This is a genomic window from Dyadobacter sp. CECT 9275, assembly GCF_907164905.1.
In the GTDB taxonomy this organism is placed as follows: Bacteria; Bacteroidota; Bacteroidia; order Cytophagales; family Spirosomataceae; genus Dyadobacter; species Dyadobacter helix.
Window position 1 is genome coordinate 1101932 of the sequence record NZ_CAJRAF010000002.1, and the last position, 19549, is coordinate 1121480.

The 19549-nt window shown below is 44.2% G+C and carries 13 protein-coding genes; 10 read left to right on the top strand and 3 right to left on the bottom strand.

All coding sequences use genetic code 11. The features are described 5' to 3' along the window. Positions 1-4 precede the first annotated feature (4 nt). A complete protein-coding gene (locus tag KOE27_RS12580; protein WP_229252758.1) occupies positions 5-3244 on the bottom strand; it encodes a SusC/RagA family TonB-linked outer membrane protein in 3240 nt (1079 codons plus the stop codon). A 639-nt stretch (positions 3245-3883) separates the two neighbouring features. On the opposite strand from KOE27_RS12580, the gene KOE27_RS12585 reads away from it, so the two are divergent. Further along, complete coding sequence (locus KOE27_RS12585; RefSeq protein WP_215239229.1) at positions 3884-7999, top strand: hybrid sensor histidine kinase/response regulator transcription factor; 4116 nt, start codon at positions 3884-3886, stop codon at positions 7997-7999. Between the two features lie 163 nt (positions 8000-8162). Here the strand turns inward: KOE27_RS12585 and KOE27_RS12590 are convergent, their stop codons facing one another. Then, positions 8163-8702: a hypothetical protein gene (locus KOE27_RS12590; protein WP_215239230.1), complete on the bottom strand. Its 540-nt coding sequence runs from the start codon at positions 8700-8702 to the stop codon at positions 8163-8165. A gap of 540 nt (positions 8703-9242) precedes the next feature. On the opposite strand from KOE27_RS12590, the gene istA reads away from it, so the two are divergent. From istA to KOE27_RS12635, 9 genes are all read left to right on the top strand, one after another. Then, positions 9243-10793 carry an IS21 family transposase gene (gene istA / locus KOE27_RS12595; RefSeq protein WP_215236846.1) on the top strand — a complete coding sequence of 517 codons (1551 nt, stop codon included), beginning with the start codon at positions 9243-9245 and terminating at the stop codon, positions 10791-10793. Between the two features lie 21 nt (positions 10794-10814). Further along, a complete protein-coding gene (gene istB, locus KOE27_RS12600; RefSeq protein ID WP_215236847.1) occupies positions 10815-11564 on the top strand; it encodes an IS21-like element helper ATPase IstB in 750 nt (249 codons plus the stop codon). A 150-nt stretch (positions 11565-11714) separates the two neighbouring features. Beyond that, positions 11715-13568 (top strand): copper-translocating P-type ATPase, encoded by a 1854-nt coding sequence (locus KOE27_RS12605; protein WP_215239231.1) that lies wholly within the window; start codon positions 11715-11717, stop codon positions 13566-13568. Between the two features lie 319 nt (positions 13569-13887). Next, positions 13888-16152, top strand: a complete 2265-nt coding sequence (locus KOE27_RS12610; protein ID WP_215239232.1) for a heavy metal translocating P-type ATPase — start codon at positions 13888-13890, stop codon at positions 16150-16152. A 60-nt stretch (positions 16153-16212) separates the two neighbouring features. Continuing rightward, entirely contained in the window at positions 16213-16422 is a 210-nt protein-coding gene (locus KOE27_RS12615) for a heavy-metal-associated domain-containing protein (RefSeq protein WP_082218007.1), read from the top strand. 106 nt (positions 16423-16528) lie between these two features. Beyond that, a complete protein-coding gene (locus tag KOE27_RS12620; RefSeq protein WP_215239233.1) occupies positions 16529-17155 on the top strand; it encodes a DUF305 domain-containing protein in 627 nt (208 codons plus the stop codon). Between the two features lie 198 nt (positions 17156-17353). Continuing rightward, on the top strand, positions 17354-17530 hold the full coding sequence (locus tag KOE27_RS29960; RefSeq protein ID WP_310590076.1) for a four-helix bundle copper-binding protein: 177 nt from the start codon (positions 17354-17356) through the stop codon (positions 17528-17530). Positions 17531-17777: 247 nt separating this feature from the next. Continuing rightward, positions 17778-17954 (top strand): four-helix bundle copper-binding protein, encoded by a 177-nt coding sequence (locus KOE27_RS30045; protein ID WP_310590076.1) that lies wholly within the window; start codon positions 17778-17780, stop codon positions 17952-17954. A 174-nt stretch (positions 17955-18128) separates the two neighbouring features. Further along, positions 18129-18590: a hypothetical protein gene (locus tag KOE27_RS12635; protein WP_082218010.1), complete on the top strand. Its 462-nt coding sequence runs from the start codon at positions 18129-18131 to the stop codon at positions 18588-18590. A 206-nt stretch (positions 18591-18796) separates the two neighbouring features. On the opposite strand, the gene istB (KOE27_RS12640) is transcribed toward KOE27_RS12635, so the two are convergent. Continuing rightward, a complete protein-coding gene (gene istB, locus KOE27_RS12640) occupies positions 18797-19534 on the bottom strand; it encodes an IS21-like element helper ATPase IstB (RefSeq protein ID WP_215239235.1) in 738 nt (245 codons plus the stop codon). Positions 19535-19549: the final 15 nt, after the last annotated feature.

Genomic DNA, 19549 nt, shown 5'->3' on the forward strand with positions numbered 1-19549 from the left:
CGGATTAGAATTTAAGGTTAACACCCACAGTGAATTGTCTTACCGGAGGATTATTAAGATTGACCGAGATCTGACGTTCCGGCGTTCCTCGCTCGCTGGAAGCATCCGGGTTGAGCGTCGACTGACCGCTGGCGTAGCTGTTTCCTTCCGGATCTATCGCCAGATTATCTTTCACCAACGGAGAATAGATGATGAAAGGATTGGTCAGGTTTACATAGATACGGGCCGATGTAGCGCCGATCTTTTTGATCAGATTACTTTCAAAAGTGTAACCCAGGTTGATGCTACGGCATTTGATAAATGAACCATCATAATACCCAAGCGTAGAGCCAAAGTTCGCCACAGCTCCGCTGGCATCGGGAGCAGGAAATGCGTTGGTCGGATTTGTTTCTGTCCAGTAATCCGTTTTCACCTGGTTCACCCGGCTTTGGTTGAAAAAGGCAAATCCTCCTGACCCTGTTGAGTTACCGGTGAGGTAAGGCACAATTACTTTCATTCCCATCCGCGCATAAGTAACAACGGACGCATCAAAATTTTTGAAACTGAACCGGGTGGTAAGGCCTCCCTCCCATTTGGGCTGAAAATTACCCAGCAACTGACGGTCATTTGCATCAATCTTTCCGTCACCGTTAAGATCTTCCACTCTGATTTGCCCAGGATGCTGTACAGGAGAAGTTTGTTTAGCCAAAGTACCATTTTCTTTGTCGGCTGTTTGCCAGATACCCAGCTTTTTGTAATCATAGATAACTGAAAGTGGTTGACCCACAAACCAGCCCGCACCTATGTTAGACATTTCCTGGGGTGTTGTCAGCTGCGTGATTTTCTCACGGTTGAAGAAATAAGTGGCATCTACGCTCCAGTTGAATCCTTTTGGTTTTCTGATGATCTCAAAGGTGGCGGCTACTTCCACCCCTTTGCCTTCTGTTTTACCAAGGTTTTTCAGCGTAGAACTGGCACCGTTACTCGCGGGAAGCGGCACTGATAGCAAAATATTCTTGGTTTTTTGATGATACCAGTCTACCGAACCAGTAATACGGTTGTTCAGAATTCCGAAATCGATACCAATATCCACCTGTGCTGTAGATTGCCAGGTCAGGTCACTGGCCGGAAGACTGGTTACCGTATAAGCCAGTTGCTGGCCTGCAGTACCCGTTCCGAAATTGTAGTATCCTGCTGTTAATGCTCCGAGCGTTGAATAGGCACCCACATTCCTGTTTCCGGATATACCCCAACCACCACGTAATTTAAGATTGGAGATAAAATCGGCTGATTTTATAAAATTTTCTTCGATCAGGTTCCATCCAAGACCGATAGCCGGATAGTTAAAATACTGGTTCCCGGGAGACAGTGTTGAAGATCCGTCTCTGCGAAGCGTCATGGTCAGCAAATACTTGTCGGCGTAACTATAGTTAAGCCTTCCCATGTATGAAAGCAAGCCGGTTTCAGAAAACGAGTTCCCAAAATCCGAACTTGCGACAGGCTGACCCGATGCAAGCGAAAAGTTTGATGTTTTGATATAATCCGCCGGTACCCCTGTTACCGTGAAACGGCTACCCAGCGAGTGATTTTTGGTATACTCATAAAGTGCTGTAAAGCCCAGCTTGTGCTTGCCAGCAAATGTTTTATCGAAATAAAGCAAGTGCTGAAGATTTACATCCCAATATTCTGTATTGCTGATCTCGGCATTCGATGACGCTTGAGTGGTAGCAGAATTGAAATAGGTCAGCGGACCATTGTAGTTATTGAAATTGGACTGGCTGAAATTCAGACCCGCGTTGAACCGGTATTTCAGTCCCGGTAAAATATTGACCTCCGCAAAAATACTGTTGAATGTCCTGAGCGCACGTGTACGGCCCATGTACGAATCTTTTTTGGTCAGAATCGTAAGCGGACTTACACCGGCCGCATCAATAGAACCTTCCGCAGGAAACATATTAACGGTACCATCCGCATTATAAGGCGACGCCAGGGGTGTCAAACGCACCAGTCCGCCGGGCACGCCTCCCCCACCGGGCGTTTTCGTATAGGTGAGGGTATTCAGCGTATTGAGCCCGATTTTCACATGTTTTCCAATCTTCTGATCGATAGTCGCGCGGATGTTGAACCGTTGGAAACTCTGGCTCGGGATGATTCCGGTTTCATTGAAATAGCCTAACCCCAGTGAATACTGTGTATTTTCGCTACCACCCTGTACGCCCAATTGATGGTTAGACATAAAACCCGGCTTGTAAATAAGATCCTGCCAGTTGGTGGAAATACCTTTATCAAGTGCTTCCTGTTCTTTTGGAGTCAGCACATAACCGGATGTTCCCGGGCTGGTACGGTTGTATTTGGCCGCATCGGCTTTAAACTGGGCATACTCGGGGCCATTCATCACATTGAATTTTCCCATGACCCTTGTTTCTCCGTGATATCCGTCATAGCTGAATACCGGCTTACCCACCTTACCTCTTTTCGTTGTTACCAAAATTACCCCACCCGAGCCACGAGAACCATAAATCGCGGTTGCCGAGGCATCCTTCAGTACTTCAAGACTGAGGATATCGTCGGGGTTGATGTCATTAAGGCCTCCAAATGGTATTCCGTCGACTACCACAAGAGGGCCATCCTGGCTGTCGGCAGTACCTGAACTTGTCGTAAGGGTCCGGTTTCCCCTGATCCTGATTTGCCCCTGCGAACCGGGCGTACTTCCATTACTAATGATTGAAACGCCAGCTGCACGGCCTTTCAGTTGACTGATCAGGTTTGGTGCAGGCACTTCTTTTAACGTGCTTTCACTTACAGACACAACGGAGCCTGTTACGTCCCTTTTACGCTGCACCCCATAACCTACAACGACTACTTCTTCCAATACCCTGCTATCTCCCTTGAGGGTAACGTTGATCAGTTTTTGTGATCCAACCGTGATTTCCTGAGAAACATAACCTACAAGAGACACCACCAGAACCGCATTTCCGCTGTCAACCACAAGCTTAAAGTTTCCATCCGCGTCGGTAATGGTACCTCGGGTGCTGGACTTTACAAGAATACTGGCACCAGGCAAACCGGCGCCGTCTTCACCTGTCACCTTACCGCTAATCTCTATCTCGGCAACTGACTCGAATCTTTGTTTAACGTTATGGTTCACCAAAGCTCCACCACTGGCAAAAGCGCTGGCCGAAGTCCCGCCCAGCAATAAAATCGGCAGCGCGGATAAACCCGCAATCCTCGCCACCATGTTACGGTTTAATAGACAATCGTGCATAATTTAATTATGGATTAATATGTTAGGTTAAATGGAATTAAGGACCCGGAATGGCCTCCACCCGGGATCAGAAGTACGTGCACGCCGGCCCGCAATTTTTTCAGGGAGTATAATATCATGTCATAGAATTTGAGGTTTATAAGATGTTCAGGACTTCAGGTAGTTATCATGGACGGTAAATAAAAATTCAATCTGCTACTGTGGAAATAAATTAGTGTCAATTTGACAATACTAAATTTGGACATAGTTATACCGTTCCAATGTATCTGCTCATCTGAGGCGTTCAGATCACAATGGCGATCCGGACTGCTTTTGAGTGCTAAGCATGCACATGAGGACTGTTCATAATTTTTTCCAGATATTATTTGATTTATTTTCTACAAAAGTAGTTCACGACAACACTCGGGTGTGAGCATATTTGTTCATTTTAAAGATACAATTGTTCAAATGCGCTAAAAAAATGCCCGATTCGGAGACAATCTTGTATTTTTAGCATTATTTTCCCGTTTTTCGCATAGAAATTATCATCAAAAGGTGGAGGCATCATATCATGCAGGGAGTATCCTCTCTGCAACCGTTTAAAGCAGTTTAAAATCTAGTCGCTATATAATTGGGTTGCTATTTGAATCTCATCCATCCATGCACTCCAGGATCCTTTTTATAATCCGTTTTACTTACTTAGCTATCCTGCTAAGCTCGGTACTGCCTGCTGCACAAGCCCAGCGTATCGAGCCCAAATTTACATCGCTTACCTCGACAGACGGGCTATCATCCAATACCGTGACTGCTATTTTAAAAGACAGTCATGCCCTGATGTGGTTTGCAACTGACGACGGACTGAACCGATTTGATGGCACAGATGTGCAGGTGTACCGCCATAACAAGAAAGATTCCACATCGCTAAGATCCAGTGATATTTCCAGCTTGCATCAGGACCACAAGGGCCGGATCTGGGTGGGTACGATTGGGGGAGGGCTGCACCTCTACGACAGAAGAAAGGATTCGTTTGTGAGTATCCCCTCTCCGCATAGCGTCACAAGTATCACCAGTGACGCAACCGGGAAACTCTGGGTAGGCACAACAGGTGGACTCGTTCATGTGGACGCAGAGAGCCATCAGATCCATACATTTTCCGCTGTATCCGACATTCCCGACCAGATATCCAAAGGCCTGATACTCTCCGTTACCATCGACAGCAAGCAAAGAGTATGGATCGGATCAAAAAATGGTTTGTTCCGAATCGACCCGGCCCATCAAGACGATGAATACATTAACTACCTGGAATTTTTACCGAACGAAGATGGCGCCCGTACCGTAAAGTCTATTCTCGAGGACCGTCATGGAAATATATGGGTAGGTACCTACAGTGGTTTAATTCAGCTTAATGCGGACGGACAGCTCATCAGGCACTTTCAGTACCAACCGGGCAATAAAAATTCTCTGAGTACCAATATGGTCTTTGCAATCGCACTGGAAAACGACCATCACATCTGGATTTGCACGGACGCCGGACTTAACATTCTTGATACCCGCAACGGAAACATTTCGCGGTACAGCCCTGATCCTAGAACGCAGTTCAGTCTGACTAACAAATCGGTGCGCTGCATACTGTTAGATAATGAAGGCATCTGGTGGCTGGGAACCTATAAGGGGGGCGTGAATAAGTTTGATAAAAATCTGGCGATTTTCGGATTGAAAAGATCTGATGTGAACGACCCGTATGGTTTGAGCGGACCGTTTGTCACCTCTTTTGCCCAAACCGGATCCGGAGAAATATTTGTAGGTACAGATGGCGGAGGACTTAATCAGTATAACCGCAGCACCAATCTTTTCAGGAAATTCCCGATCAATCCTAAAAACAAGAATGCCGCCTCGGGACTGGCTATTCTGACGCTCGAACTAGTATCTGAAAATGAACTCTGGATCGGAACGTTTCAGGACGGGCTCTTCCGGTTTAACCCAAAAACAGGCGGCTACACACAGTACATCCGTGGGAAAGATTCTACCAGCCTGAGCAGCAATGAGATTTTCTGTCTCGAAAAAGACAAGTCAGGCAAGCTGTGGGTCGGCACCAATGGCGGAGGCGTACTGTTGTTTGATCCGGCAACAGAACGGTTTACAAGATATTTCAATCAGGGGACGCCGGTTTCCCAGCGGCCTATTCCGCTCAATGGCTACATCCGGGATATTTTACTGGACAAACAGGGCAAGCTCTGGATCGCCTCACACGGCACAGGTATTGCTGTCTATGATCCGGTCACCCGCAAATCGGTGCTGCTGGATAAACAATCCAGCAACCTTCCAGGCAATATCGTGGCATCTATTTTAGAAGATAAAAAAGGGAATATCTGGGTGGGTACATTTGGAGAAGGATTGGCCCTGTATGATCAACGATCCGGAAAATTCATTTCTTACGGAGAAAAAGAGGGATTAGCCAGTAATACCATCAACAAGATACTCGAAGATGCCCAGGGGCGCATCTGGGTAAGTACCAACCAGGGGATCAGCTCTTTGGATATTAAAAAGAAAAAATTTACAAACTACACCACGCACAACGGAATTCAGGACCGGACATTTGTACTTGGCTCGGGTCTCCGCGCTTCGGATAACATGCTTTTTTTCGGAGGAATTGCAGGATTCAATTACATCGATACGCGTAGCCTGCCCTCAGCCAAAAACATGCCACCCATTATTCTGAAAGATCTCAGGATAGGCAACCGTATTATTACTCCGGCCGATTCAAATTTCATAGACGCCGATATTTCAGTGGCCAAAACAATCAGCCTGGACTACAAACAGAATTTTTCGATTGGGTACGCCGCGCTGGATTACACCAATCCCAAGCAGGTACATTACCGGCACAGACTCCTGGGCATGCAAACCGACTGGAACGAAACCGGTCTGAATAACTTTGTCAGCTACACCAACCTGGGACCGGGCAATTATGTATTTGAAGTGCAGGCCAGCAGGGACGGTATTAACTGGAGCCCTCAAACCACCTCGGTTGAGATTATCGTAAAACCGCCTTTCTACCTTACCATCTATGCCTATATTTTTTATATTCTGACACCGCTTGTCATTTTGTTTTTAATGAGGCGCCGCGGTATACAAAAGCTGCAAAGGCAGTTTAAAGAACAGCAGCAACGTGCGGAAGCTGAACAAGCGCAGGAACTTGACAGGCTCAAAATAAAGTTTCTTACCAATTTGAGTCATGAGTTCAGAACACCCATTACCTTGATTCTGGCACCGGTGGAGACTTTGCTGGCCAAGACCAAAACGACGGAACTGAATCCCCCGGTGGAAGCTATAAAACGGAACGCAAAGCGACTGCTCAACCTGGTGGATCAGCTGCTGGATTTGAAAAACATGCAGCAGCAGGAGGTAAATCTGGATCTGTGCCGTAACGATATCATTTCATACATTAAAGATACCAGTGATCAGTTCAGCGACCTTTCGATCAGAAAAGGTATTCAGTTTAAAACTGTCAGTACGCTCAGCCAGCTATACATGGATTTTGATGCAAACAAGCTGGAACGGATCCTGTTCAACCTGCTGTCGAATGCCTTCAAATTTACGCCTAATGGTGGCCAGGTAACCCTGGAAATTTCTCAGCAAACCGACCAGGAAGAAAAACAATGGCTCCTGATCACTATCACTGACACCGGTATTGGTATTCCTCAGGATAAACACGACAAAATTTTTGACCGCTTTTTCCAAAATGACACGGACCCTTCCGTACTCAACCAGGGAAGTGGCATCGGCTTGTCTATCGTTCGGGAATTTGTACAGTTACACCAGGGAACGATTACGGTCCAAAGCCATCCTGGTTCTGGTACTACCTTCATCGTTAAGCTTCCCGTCGGAACTGACTGCCAGCCAGTATCTCTACCTGAAAAGCGTAATCCTGAGCCGGCACAAATGGCTATTGATACTTTCGTCATCAAGCAGGAAAAGCCTAATACCGAGGATCCCTCCAATGTCCTGATCATTGAAGACAACGATGAGTTCAGACACTATCTCAAAGAAAGTCTGATGCCATTTTATAACGTAATAGAAGCCATTAATGGAAAAGAGGGCTGGCAGAAAACCCTGAGCCACCATCCCGAACTTATTGTAAGCGATATTGCAATGCCTGAGATGGACGGCATTACCCTGAGCCAGAAAATCAAATCCGACAAAAGGACGCAACATATTCCAGTCATACTTTTAACCGCTTCGATCGGTGAGCAGCAGCAACTGGAAGGCCTCAGCTCCGGAGCAAACGATTACCTCACAAAACCATTTAATTTCGAAATTCTGAATGCCAAAATCAATAATCTGATCCTGCTGGGCCGTTTGTTAAAAGGAGTGTATTCCCGGCATATCAAAATATCAGGGCAGGAGCCACAGATCCAGTCTAACCAGGAAAAGCTTCTAAAAGATATCCTTTTTTATATTGAGGATAATCTGCATACCTCACAGCTTAGCGTGGAAAATCTTAGTAAACACGTGGGAATGAGCCGCGGAACTTTATACAATAAAGTACTTGAAATGAGCGGACAAACGCCAATCGAATTCATTCGCTCGATAAAGCTCGAAAAAGCGGCGGTGCTATTGGAAAACAGTGATCTGAGTATCTCTCAGATTTCGTACATGACAGGCTTCACCGCACCCAACTACTTCGCAAAGTCCTTTAAAGCCAAATTTAATGTACTACCGACCGAATATAAGTCAAAAAAAAGGATGCATCGCACGCAACTGACAGGCAAGATGTGAACAGACCTGCAGCCCACGGATATGCCGGAAGATACACAGGGTGTCAAACGGATCAGGTATACGCCTTCATCTGCCCACCCTGCGTGCCCGCTTATTTCGCGTAAAGATCCCCGCCTGTATCATAATGAAGTGGTTAGGTCATAGAATATTCCAGTTCGATTGATCAGTCCTGACGAAAACGGATTGCCCAATGTAATGGCACAAAACTTACTCCCTCCATACCGTTATTCTCAATTTTGAATTTATAGTCTTTTTTTAAGGTTTCTTCCAGCGCATATAGCTCATCTGGTGTAAACTGGGTATCCTCCCTCAAAAGAAATTCCAACTCTCTGATATCACCAGAAGGGCCAATATAATAACGCACTATCACCGTTTCATTTTTAAATTTGTCAATTATTGAAGCGAATTTCGCTATAATAATATCTTTTACTTTCTTTTGCTCTGATTCTGTCGTCACAATATCGGTTAAAATATGATCCCTGATTTTGGCTGGCATCTCGATCTTTTCATTTTTAAGGGTATTCCCTGAATTCGCAATTCTCAAATACCCTGGATGCGAGTTGCCACTTTCAGTTTTATCGATATGTTCGATATTGTAGGTTGCGTCCTTTACTTGGAATGAGGTCATTCCCAAATACCTCTGGGCATTGGAAATATTGTAGTTTAGCAATAATAATATTACTATAAGTTTCGACTTCATCATTCGGCTGATTAAGTGTCTCTGGGATAAATCAATTATGCTGATGAACATGGTACTGCTGGTACATGTGGTGGAGTGTATCATTTTACCCCCCATTAAAAATTAGTCGGAAAAGTTAAGCCAAATCCTGCCTTTTATTCCTATATCTTTACGCCTTTTTTCAAAATCCCCTTTCGTTTTTGATCCACATTGGGACTTGTCCTGAAAATCATTTTTTATCCGCTTAATGATGTCATAGTACCTTCCGACCTGTCAATTTTTTTGTGCATTACTTAAATTTTATCGAAAGTAAAACGAGAACCGTATCCGGCCCCAAAGGCCAATGCTGGGATTAAATCTTCTTTCTATAATCTTTGGGTGGAAAATTCGGTGAAACTGACCACCCCAATTCGGTTTAAACTGACCACCTGTTCCGGGCGAAATTGACCACCCCATTTCGGATCAAACTGACCACCTGATTCCGGAGTAAACTGACCACCTGAGAGATTAGAAAATGCTGTAGAATCAACCATATTTTTGGCACGAACCAATCGTGTAAAAGGTATGGCCAATTCGACAATCAGCATGAGCAAAATAAGACAGATTTTACGGATGTACAGCCAGGGCCGCAGCAAGCTCTGGATAGCGGAACAGACAGGTGTTTCCCGCAATACCGCTAAGAAGTACATGACCACTTTTGATGCGAGCGGACTTACCTTTGAACAGATCAACAGCCTGAATGATAAAGAGCTGGATGACTTTTTCGGAACGGTTAAACAGCAGCCACCGCAAGACAGATTGTTGAATCTGCAACGTTGTTTTCCGCAAATAGACAAAGAATTAAAACGGACAGGTGTTACCCGTCATATGCTTTGGGAAGCCTATAAAAAGGAATTTCCGGAAGGATTTGCTTATACCCAGTTTTGCTTTCATCTGACCAAATGGAAGGCCCGCGTTAACCCTGTGATGCATCAGGACCATAAGGCCGGCGATAAGCTGTACATCGATTTTGCAGGTGTTAAATTAAGTATTGTAGATAAAGAGACTGGTGAATTAACTGAGGTTGAAGTGTTTGTGGCTATCCTGGGAGCGAGTCAACTCACTTACGTGGAAGCAGTCAGTAGCCAGCAAAAAGAAGATCTGATCGCAGCTTGCGAGAATGCACTTCATTATATCGGTGGTGTGCCGGCAGCAATTGTTCCGGATAACCTTAAAGCTGCTGTTATAAAAAGCAATAAATACGAACCTACGCTGAACGAGGCCTTTGCCGATTTTGCTGATCATTATGGGACTACGATATTACCTGCACGCGCTTACCGGCCAAGAGATAAGGCGTTGGTGGAAGGTGCTGTCAAAATCGTTTACAGCCGTATTTATGCGCCTTTAAGAAAGCAGGTTTACAACTCACTGACAGAGTTAAACGCAGCTATATTGATTGCTCTCGAGGCTCATAATAACCAACTGCTTCGGGGCCGTAATTACAGTCGCAGACTCCAGTTTGAAGAAATTGAGCGCAGTGCTCTGGCCCCGCTTCCGATCCTGCATTATGAGTTCAAAAAACAGCTACATGCCACTGTAATGAAGAACGGACATGTCTGCCTGAGCGTTGACAAGCACTATTATAGTGTCCCATACCGGTTTATCGGCAAGAAAGTCAAGTTGTTGTATTCCAATTCTGTGGTTGAAGCATATTATCATTACGAACGTATCGCCCTTCATAAAAGGCTTAAAAGTCCCTATAATTATTCTACCGATAAAGAACATCTGGCCAGTACACACCGCTTCGTAACAGACTGGACACCAGATCGATTCTTGGAGTGGGCTTCCTCGATCCATGAAGATGTCAGGTTGTATATTCTTAAAATCCTGGATCGCAAACAGCATCCCGAACAGGCCTACCGCTCCTGTATTGGTATCCTCTCTTTTGCGAAGAAAGCTGGTGAACAACGCCTGATCAGCGCGTGCCAAAGGGCTTTAAGCTATGGTATCTACAACTATAAAACAATCCAGACTATACTGGAAAAAAATATGGATCAATATGAAGACAGCCTGTTTGCAGACGAATTACCCATGCCCAAACACGATAATATCAGAGGCGAAGACTATTATCAATAATCCTTTAAACAATTAATAAAAATGAACACAAACACTTTGGAAAAGTTACGCAAGCTAAAATTTTACGGCATGTTCCATGCCTTTAAAAGTAGCCTGGAAAGTGGAAAGACTAATGATTACACGGCGGATGAGCTTTTAGCTCATCTAGTTGACGCTGAATGGGATGACAGAAATAACCGTCGGGTCGAACGCCAGATCTTGTACGCACGGTTCCGCTATAAGGCCATGGTCGAAAATATCCACTATCATGCTGATAGAAGTATTGACCGTAATCAGATCATGCGCCTAGCAGAATGCTCCTTTATTGGCCGAAATGAAAACCTACTGATCACAGGCAGTACCGGAATCGGTAAAAGCTATGTAGCATCTGCGATTGGTCATCAGGCATGTATACTTGGCTACCGCGTAATGTATGCCAGTACTCCCAAATTGTTTGCCAAACTCAAAATGGCCAAGGCGGATGGATCCTATATCAAAGAAATTACAAAAATAGAACGGCAACAACTTCTTATCCTGGACGACTTTGGTATCCAGCCGTTCGATGCCCAGAGCCGGGCAGCACTGATGGAAATCATAGAAGACAGGCACGGAAAAACATCCCTGATAATTACTTCTCAGTTGCCTGTTAGCAAATGGCATGAAGTAATAGGAGAAAAAACCATTGCTGATGCCATTTTAGATCGTATAGTACATGATGCACACCGGGTTGAATTAAAGGGGGAATCAATGAGAAGAAAACGAAAAACGGAGCTCGAAACCAGCTACGAATAATTATAACTTTTATTTACTAATTTTGAATCGCTTCTACTAGCATTTTCTACTACCGGCCGCCAGTTAATTAGGTGGTCAATTTGCCACGGAATCAGGTGGTCAACTTCTCCGAAATACCCAATCACAGTGCCGATCCTTTTACTATCGCATATGATCCAGCAGTGGATTGGTTTTAACTGGACGTTTGCAGGTGATCAATATGTGCTTTTAGCACTAAGTACGATCATATACTTTTATGGGGGCTGGCCGTTTCTGACGGGCCTTGTCAGGGAGCTGAAAAGCAAGAACCTGGGGATGATGACCCTGGTGGCGGTTGCTATTACTACTGCGTATGTGTATAGTGTAGCCGTGGTTTTTGGGCTGGAAGGGATGGACTTCTTTTGGGAGCTGGCTACCTTGATTGATATTATGCTAATCGGGCATTGGCTGGAAATGAAATCGCAGATGGCAGCTTCGCAAGCCCTGGAATCGCTGGTCGCTTTGCTTCCTTCAATGGTCCATGTTGAAAAAGATCATCAGGTAACTGACATCCCATTAAAAGACCTTCGCAGCGGTGATATATTACTTGTCAAACCCGGCGAAAAGGTCCCGGCCGATGGATTGATCCTGGAAGGTAGTTCTTATGTGAACGAAAGCATGCTCACCGGGGAGAGCGTGCCCGTCCAAAAGCAGAAAGACGATAAAGTAATTGGCGGAGCAATCAACGGCGATGGTGTTTTGAAAGTCCATGTTACCGGTGCAGGCAATGAAAGTTACCTGCAAAAAGTAATTGATATGGTCAAGACAGCCCAGGGAGCTAAATCAAATACTCAGAATTTAGCTGATAAGGTTGCGAAATGGTTAACGCTGGTTTCAATTACAGTTGGGATCGTAACTTTCATTGTCTGGTATACAGGCGGCAAGGATCTTGCGTTTGCTCTGGAAAGAATGGTTACAGTCATGGTAACATCCTGCCCGCATGCACTAGGCGTTGCTATTCCCTTGGTCATTGCTATTTCAACCACACTATCTGCAACGCACGGGCTTTTGATCCGAAATCGTACCGCTTTTGAAAATGCGCGTAAACTTACCACAATCATTTTCGATAAAACGGGCACATTAACCAAAGGCTCCCATGAAATCCAACAGATTATACCAATTGACGAGCAGTTATCAAAAGATCAGATTTTGCAGTATGCTGCCGCCGTACAACAGAACTCGGAACATCATATTGCACATGGGGTCATCAGAAAGTTAAAAGAACAAGGCTTGCAGCTCTGGGGGTCAACTGATTTTACTTACATGCAAGGCATTGGTGTGACCGGTATCGTAGATGGCAAGAAAGTGGTAGCAGCCGGACCTAATTATTTCAAGCAGGAAAACAAACCGGTGCCCGCTATTCCCGACCAGGTCGATCAGGCGACAGACACGGTGAACTTCATACTTGTTGATGGCAAACTGGTTGGTTTGATCACCTTCGCCGATAGCATCCGTGAAAATGCAGCCCAGGCTATCACTGAACTGAAAAAGATGAACATTAAAACCTTCCTTCTTACAGGTGACAATGAGAAAATTGCGGAAGCAGTCAGCACGAAGCTGAATATGGATGGATACCTGGCAAATGTGCTGCCCCATGAAAAGCAAGACAAGGTCAAAGAGTTCCAAAATAAAGGTGAGATTGTTGCCATGACTGGTGATGGGGTTAATGATGCGCCTGCACTTGCTCAGGCGGATGTAGGCATTGCCGTTGGTTCAGGGACTGATGTGGCAGCTGAAACCGCCGATATCATCCTGGTAAACAGTGACCCAATGGATGTAGTGCAAATGATCACTTTTGGAAGGGCTACATATCGGAAAATGGTGCAAAACCTAGCCTGGGCAGTAGGTTATAATGTGATAGCGATTCCATTAGCTGCCGGCGTTCTGTATCCTACTTTTATGTTGAGCCCGGCGATGGGTGCAGTTCTTATGAGCGCATCCACCATTGTTGTTGCCATTAATGCAAAACTGCTCAGAGTAAATTAAATAGCTCAGTGATGACAAATCGGCATTTTGATAAAATGATTAAAAGTAGGTTGGAATCTTTCCAGCCTACTTACCAGCGCAGGGATTGGCTTGATTTAAGCGACCGGCTGGATAGACATGAAAATAAAAAGCCCTGCCCGTCCCACACCATGTACCGCAATAAACGCAAGCGCTTAAAGCGAGATTAGCAGCACCGACAGTAATTTACTGAAACAAATAGTCTTCTCTCTTAAATTCTAAAAACTATGCACATCTCGTAGCTAATTGTGTAATAAGTTTTGTGTGCCCTGACTTAATTTTGTATAAACACTACAAGACGATGGAAGCACTCATTTCAGAAAAAGCAAGCGCTATAAAGCCTTCAAAAACTACATATAATAAGAAGACTTTCCCCGTCTTGGGCATGACCTGCGCAGCATGCGCTGTAAGTGTGGAAAGCATCCTTAAATCAGCAAAAGGAGTCCACGATGCAGGCGTAAATTATGCGAATCAAACAGCTTGGGCTGAATATGACCAAACCCTTAAGCCAGTAGACTTACAGAATTTAATCCGCTCTGTCGGCTATGACCTGATTGTTGATTCACAGGACCCACAGCTGGAGCAGCAACAAGCCCAGTTAAAACAGTATGAGCAGTTAAAGAAACGTACAATCTGGGCAGCCGTTCTTTCTTTGCCAATTGTAATCATCGGGATGTTTTTTATGGACAAAGTCCCTTATGGAAATTGGATCATGATGGCATTGTCAGCGCCTGTTGTATTCTATTTAGGACGAAGCTTTTTCATTAATGCCTTTAAACAGGCTAGATACGGCAAAGCCAACATGGATACCCTGGTTGCTTTAAGCACCGGGATTGCATTTGTGTTTAGTGCCTTTAACACCATCTATCCCGAGTTCTGGCATAGCAGGGGCTTGCATGCACACGTATATTATGAAGCAGCAGCTGTCGTCATTGCATTTATTTCCCTGGGGAAACTCTTGGAGGAAAAAGCAAAGTCCAATACTTCGTCAGCGATCAAAAAATTGATAGGCTTGCAGCCTAAAACCGTCAGGGCTATTGTCAATGGCTTAGAGCAGGAAATACCAATAGCGGCAGTAAAGGCTGATAATATCTTACTGGTCAGACCTGGTGAAAAAATCCCGGTTGATGGTGTTCTGACAGATGGAAGCTCATTTGTGGATGAAAGTATGATCAGCGGGGAGCCTGTGCCTGTGGAAAAAAGTCAGGGAGAACAAGTCTTTGCAGGGACAATCAATCAGAAGGGTAGCTTTCAATTTAAAGCACAAAAGGTAGGAGGTGATACGATCCTTGCCCAGATCATCAAGATGGTGCAAGAGGCCCAGGGAAGTAAAGCGCCTGTTCAGAAGCTGGTTGACAAGATAGCCGGTATTTTTGTGCCAGTCGTGATCGGTATCGCTGCACTGACATTTGTAACCTGGATGCTGGTTGGAGGCGAAAATGCGTTTACACACGCCTTTTTAACTTCCGTTACCGTGCTTGTCATTGCCTGCCCATGCGCACTTGGGCTCGCTACTCCTACCGCCATTATGGTAGGTATAGGGAAAGGCGCTGAAAACAATATCTTAATCAAAGATGCCGAAAGCCTGGAACTAGGCCATAAGGTAAATGTGGTAATCCTGGACAAAACCGGCACCATAACCGAGGGTAAGCCTGTGGTTACTGACATTTCCTGGAATGCAATTAAGGGTGAGCCAAAGATATTCAAGCAAATACTATTTGCAATAGAAGCCCAATCAGAACACCCTCTGGCAGAAGCCGTGACCAGCTTTCTCAAAGAGGAAAGCATTGAAGGTGTAAGCCTGCAGCAGTTTGAAAGTTTAACGGGTTTGGGCGTAAAGGCCAATTACGATGGGACTGAATATTTCGTCGGGAACAAAAAATTAATGGATGAGAATAATATCAGCATCAATAGCGGGCTTTCTTCCGGAGCAGAAAAATGGCAACAACAGGCAAAAACAGTAATCTACTTTGCAAATAACACAGAGGTAATATCAGTCATTGCCATTGCTGACAAAATTAAGGTTACGTCCAAGAAAGCTATTGAAACATTGCAAGACAGAGGTATCCAGGTTTATATGCTGACAGGTGATAATAAACAAACGGCAGCTGCTGTGGCCCAACAGGTTGGATTGAAACATTTTAAGGCAGATGTAATGCCTTCTCAGAAAGCAGATTTTATTAAAGAGCTGCAATCAAAGGGAAAGATAGTAGCCATGGTTGGGGATGGGATCAATGATAGTCATGCTTTGGCTCAGGCAGATGTCAGTATTGCGATGGGTAAGGGATCGGACATCGCTATGGATGTTGCAAAAATGACTTTGATTACTTCTGATCTGAACATGGTACCCAAAGCATTAAAGCTTTCAGGCAAAACAGTTAAGACAATAAAACAAAACCTGTTTTGGGCTTTTATCTACAACCTGATCGGTATCCCAATTGCTGCCGGCCTAATGTACCCCATCAATGGTTTTTTACTTGATCCAATGATCGCCGGAGCGGCAATGGCACTCAGTTCGGTGTCAGTAGTAAGTAATAGTTTAAGGTTAAAGACAGCGAAGCTTTAAAAATTTGCATCAGCAAGAATACGTACTTACAATTAATTCAAATTCAAAACAGACAATTTAATGGAAACTCTAAAATTCAAAACAAATATTAAATGCGGTGGTTGTGTGGCAAAAGTTACATCTGGTTTAAATGAAACCGCTGGAACTGGTAATTGGGATGTGGATATTAATAATCCGGAAAAGATTTTAACGGTAAGCTCTGACGGTAATGAAGACAGTATCATATCAGCCGTGAAAGAGGCAGGCTTTGTTATAGAGAAAGTAGAGTGATCATAATATTTAGATTGTCCTGCATCAAGCAGGTAATGGCATAGTTTTTTTATTACTTAATCAGCCTGAGAATCAGGCTGATTAAACTTTATTTTAAGACAACCCCATGAAGACAACGTACAGAATGTTAGGACTTGCAGTTCTTATGGCTTTTACCACCGCATGTTCGGACGATAACGATGGTGATGATAAAATCACTATTCAAGCGCATGACCAAAATCAAATGATGACAGTGATGCACGATATGATGGCCGAAATGGAAACGATGAAAGTAACCCAGGATCCCGACATTGACTATGCTACTATGATGAAAATGCATCATATGGGTGCAATAGAGATGGCTGAATTAGAGTTAAAATCTGGAAGCAACAGTGAAATGAAAGCTATGGCGCAAGCCATAATTGATGCTCAGCAAAAGGAGATTGCTACCCTAGACTCATTTCTTGCCAGCGCTACGCCTACAACAATGAATATGGAGTTCCATATGAAAATGATGGAAGGAATGGAGCGTATGGAAAAACAGTCAGATCTTCAGATCATCAATGGCAGCATAGACCAGGATTTTGCCACATTAATGATTGGGCATCATCAAAGTGCCACGGAAATGGCTCAAATGCAATTATTAATAGGTAAAAGTGCTCAGCTGAAAACCTTATCAACGATGATTATTGAGGAACAAAACAAGGAAATTGCAGCGTTCCAGGCATTTTTACTAGCGAACAGAAGTAAATAATTTTTCATATAAAAATAAAAAAAATACCTTATGGCACATCAACAATTCAAAGACTGTATTGATGCCTGTGTGGCATGTGCAGTAGCTTGCAGCCACTGTGCAACAGAGTGCTTAAAAGAAGAACATGTAGCCCATATGGCCAAATGTATCCAGTTTGATCTGGAATGTGCTGCTATTTGCCGCAGCGCGGCAGAAGTAATGAGTTTGGGAAGTAGTTTCAGTGCACACCTATGCAGGGTTTGTGCAGACGTTTGTAAAGCATGTGCCGAAGAATGCGAAAAGCACGCTGAAATGGGTATGGATCACTGCCGGCAATGTGCAGAAGCTTGCCGACGGTGCGCTGAAGCGTGTGAGGAGATGGCCACACCGGTGTAAGGAAGATGCAGCGTTCCAGGCATTTTTACTAGCGAACAGAAGTAAATAATTTTTCATATAAAAATAAAAAAAATACCTTATGGCACATCAACAATTCAAAGACTGTATTGATGCCTGTGTGGCATGTGCAGTAGCTTGCAGCCACTGTGCAACAGAGTGCTTAAAAGAAGAACATGTAGCCCATATGGCCAAATGTATCCAGCTTGATCTGGAATGTGCTGCTATTTGCCGCAGCGCGGCAGAAGTAATGAGTTTGGGAAGTAGTTTCAGTGCACACCTATGCAGGGTTTGTGCAGACGTTTGTAAAGCATGTGCCGAAGAATGCGAAAAGCACGCTGAAATGGGTATGGATCACTGCCGGCAATGTGCAGAAGCTTGCCGACGGTGCGCTGAAGCGTGTGAGGAGATGGCCACACCGGTGTAAGGAAGATATTTTATCGAAAAAGTATAACGGATAATCCGTAATGGTTATCCGTTTTTATTTTGGATGATACGGCAATTTGGTTGGATTCCGATCATATTAAAAACTGATCCTTGTCATGTTTATATACTGTATTTTGAGGTAGATTTGTTGAAATCGTAAATATCTGATAATCAAATGAAAACGCAACAATTTATTCTTTTTTTAGCATTTCTTCTTTTTTTAGCTGGAAATGGCTCTTATGCACAAAATTACAAAATGCCAGTACCTTCTATTGATGCAACTGGAAAGATTACTGATGCAAAAGGAAAACACATTGGCTGGGTTACCAGTGATGGGATAATCAAAGATGCAGCAGGAGTAAAAATCGCCCACATCGACGATGCCGGGAATGCAATCGATGCCATAACAGGAAAAACCTCGGGCAAAGCCGCAAAAAACGGCACTTACCTTTATCATGTAAAAAGCGGGGCCATTGACAGCTTAACAGTATCTATCCCTATGAATGGGATATGCGAAGTCAAAGATACAAGTGGAAAAACCGTGCTTTTGGTTCATGAAAATTATAAGCAGTATGGAGCCTGCGCGATGCATTGTCTTCAGATGAAAAGCGCGCACAAAGATATGAAGATGAAATGATTGAAAGTTTGTGATATTTGCCACACCCACATTCAGGTCAGGGATCAGTTTATTAATATGTTAATTGTCTGATAATTAACATATTAACATTTTTCCCGTGAATTGTCTATTTCGGAGATATGGGGGCAGGCGTTTCGGAGCATATAGGGCCAAGCGTTCCGGGAATCATTGGGCCACTTTCCACGTGCAATAATAGTAATTTGCCTTTAACTACTCAACTGTTTTTTCTTTCGTAAGGAATCACCTTCAAGCTCAATACGATGTGATGAGAAAACAATTCGGTCAAGAATCGCGTCAGCAATGGTATTCTCCCCAATCAGGCCATGCCATTTAGATACCGGTATTTGTGTTGCAATGATCGTTGAAGATTTATCGTACCGTTCCTCAATGACATCGAGCAGGACATTTCTGGCTGCCTGATCGATAGATACCAATCCAAAATCATCCAGGATCAGCAGTTCCGCCCTCTGTATACGTTTGATTAGTTTATGATAGGTGCCTTCGAGTTTAGCCAGCTTTGCAATGTCAAAAAATCTGGCGGTATTGTAATAGATGGTTTTATTGAGGAGTTGGCAGGCTTTAATCCCGAGACATTGAGCGAGAAAACTTTTACCGGACCCAGTGGGCCCGGTGATGATCAGATTTTCCTTTTTACTAATAAAGTTTAGACTGAGCAGCCGCTCAAAGTTTGTTTTGTCCAGGTTCCTGGTGGCCTGGTAATCGATATCAGACGCGGCAGCGTCTTGCTTAAAACCGGCCCTGAGGATTAGGCTTTGGATGTTTCGGCTTTGTCTGCTTTCCCATTCTGTGTCCACCAGAAGGGACAAGAAGTCATCCAGAGAATAATCCTGGTACAGATGTTCGTTGACGCAGCGATGGTAGAGCGTGGCCATGGCGTTCAAGCGCATTCGGCGCATTTTTTCAAGGGTGTTGTGTTCATTCATAATTGTTATGGTTTA

Bases quoted from the DNA above. Each gene is read 5' to 3' on its own strand.
- KOE27_RS12580 (WP_229252758.1), bottom strand. From the start codon at position 3,244: ATGCACGATTGTCTATTAAACCGTAACATGGTGGCGAGGATTGCGGGT.
- KOE27_RS12585 (WP_215239229.1), top strand. From the start codon at position 3,884: ATGCACTCCAGGATCCTTTTTATAATCCGTTTTACTTACTTAGCTATC.
- KOE27_RS12590 (WP_215239230.1), bottom strand. From the start codon at position 8,702: ATGATGAAGTCGAAACTTATAGTAATATTATTATTGCTAAACTACAAT.
- istA (WP_215236846.1), top strand. From the start codon at position 9,243: ATGGCCAATTCGACAATCAGCATGAGCAAAATAAGACAGATTTTACGG.
- istB (WP_215236847.1), top strand. From the start codon at position 10,815: ATGAACACAAACACTTTGGAAAAGTTACGCAAGCTAAAATTTTACGGC.
- KOE27_RS12605 (WP_215239231.1), top strand. From the start codon at position 11,715: ATGATCCAGCAGTGGATTGGTTTTAACTGGACGTTTGCAGGTGATCAA.
- KOE27_RS12610 (WP_215239232.1), top strand. From the start codon at position 13,888: ATGGAAGCACTCATTTCAGAAAAAGCAAGCGCTATAAAGCCTTCAAAA.
- KOE27_RS12615 (WP_082218007.1), top strand. From the start codon at position 16,213: ATGGAAACTCTAAAATTCAAAACAAATATTAAATGCGGTGGTTGTGTG.
- KOE27_RS12620 (WP_215239233.1), top strand. From the start codon at position 16,529: ATGAAGACAACGTACAGAATGTTAGGACTTGCAGTTCTTATGGCTTTT.
- KOE27_RS29960 (WP_310590076.1), top strand. From the start codon at position 17,354: ATGAGTTTGGGAAGTAGTTTCAGTGCACACCTATGCAGGGTTTGTGCA.
- KOE27_RS30045 (WP_310590076.1), top strand. From the start codon at position 17,778: ATGAGTTTGGGAAGTAGTTTCAGTGCACACCTATGCAGGGTTTGTGCA.
- KOE27_RS12635 (WP_082218010.1), top strand. From the start codon at position 18,129: ATGAAAACGCAACAATTTATTCTTTTTTTAGCATTTCTTCTTTTTTTA.
- istB (WP_215239235.1), bottom strand. From the start codon at position 19,534: ATGAATGAACACAACACCCTTGAAAAAATGCGCCGAATGCGCTTGAAC.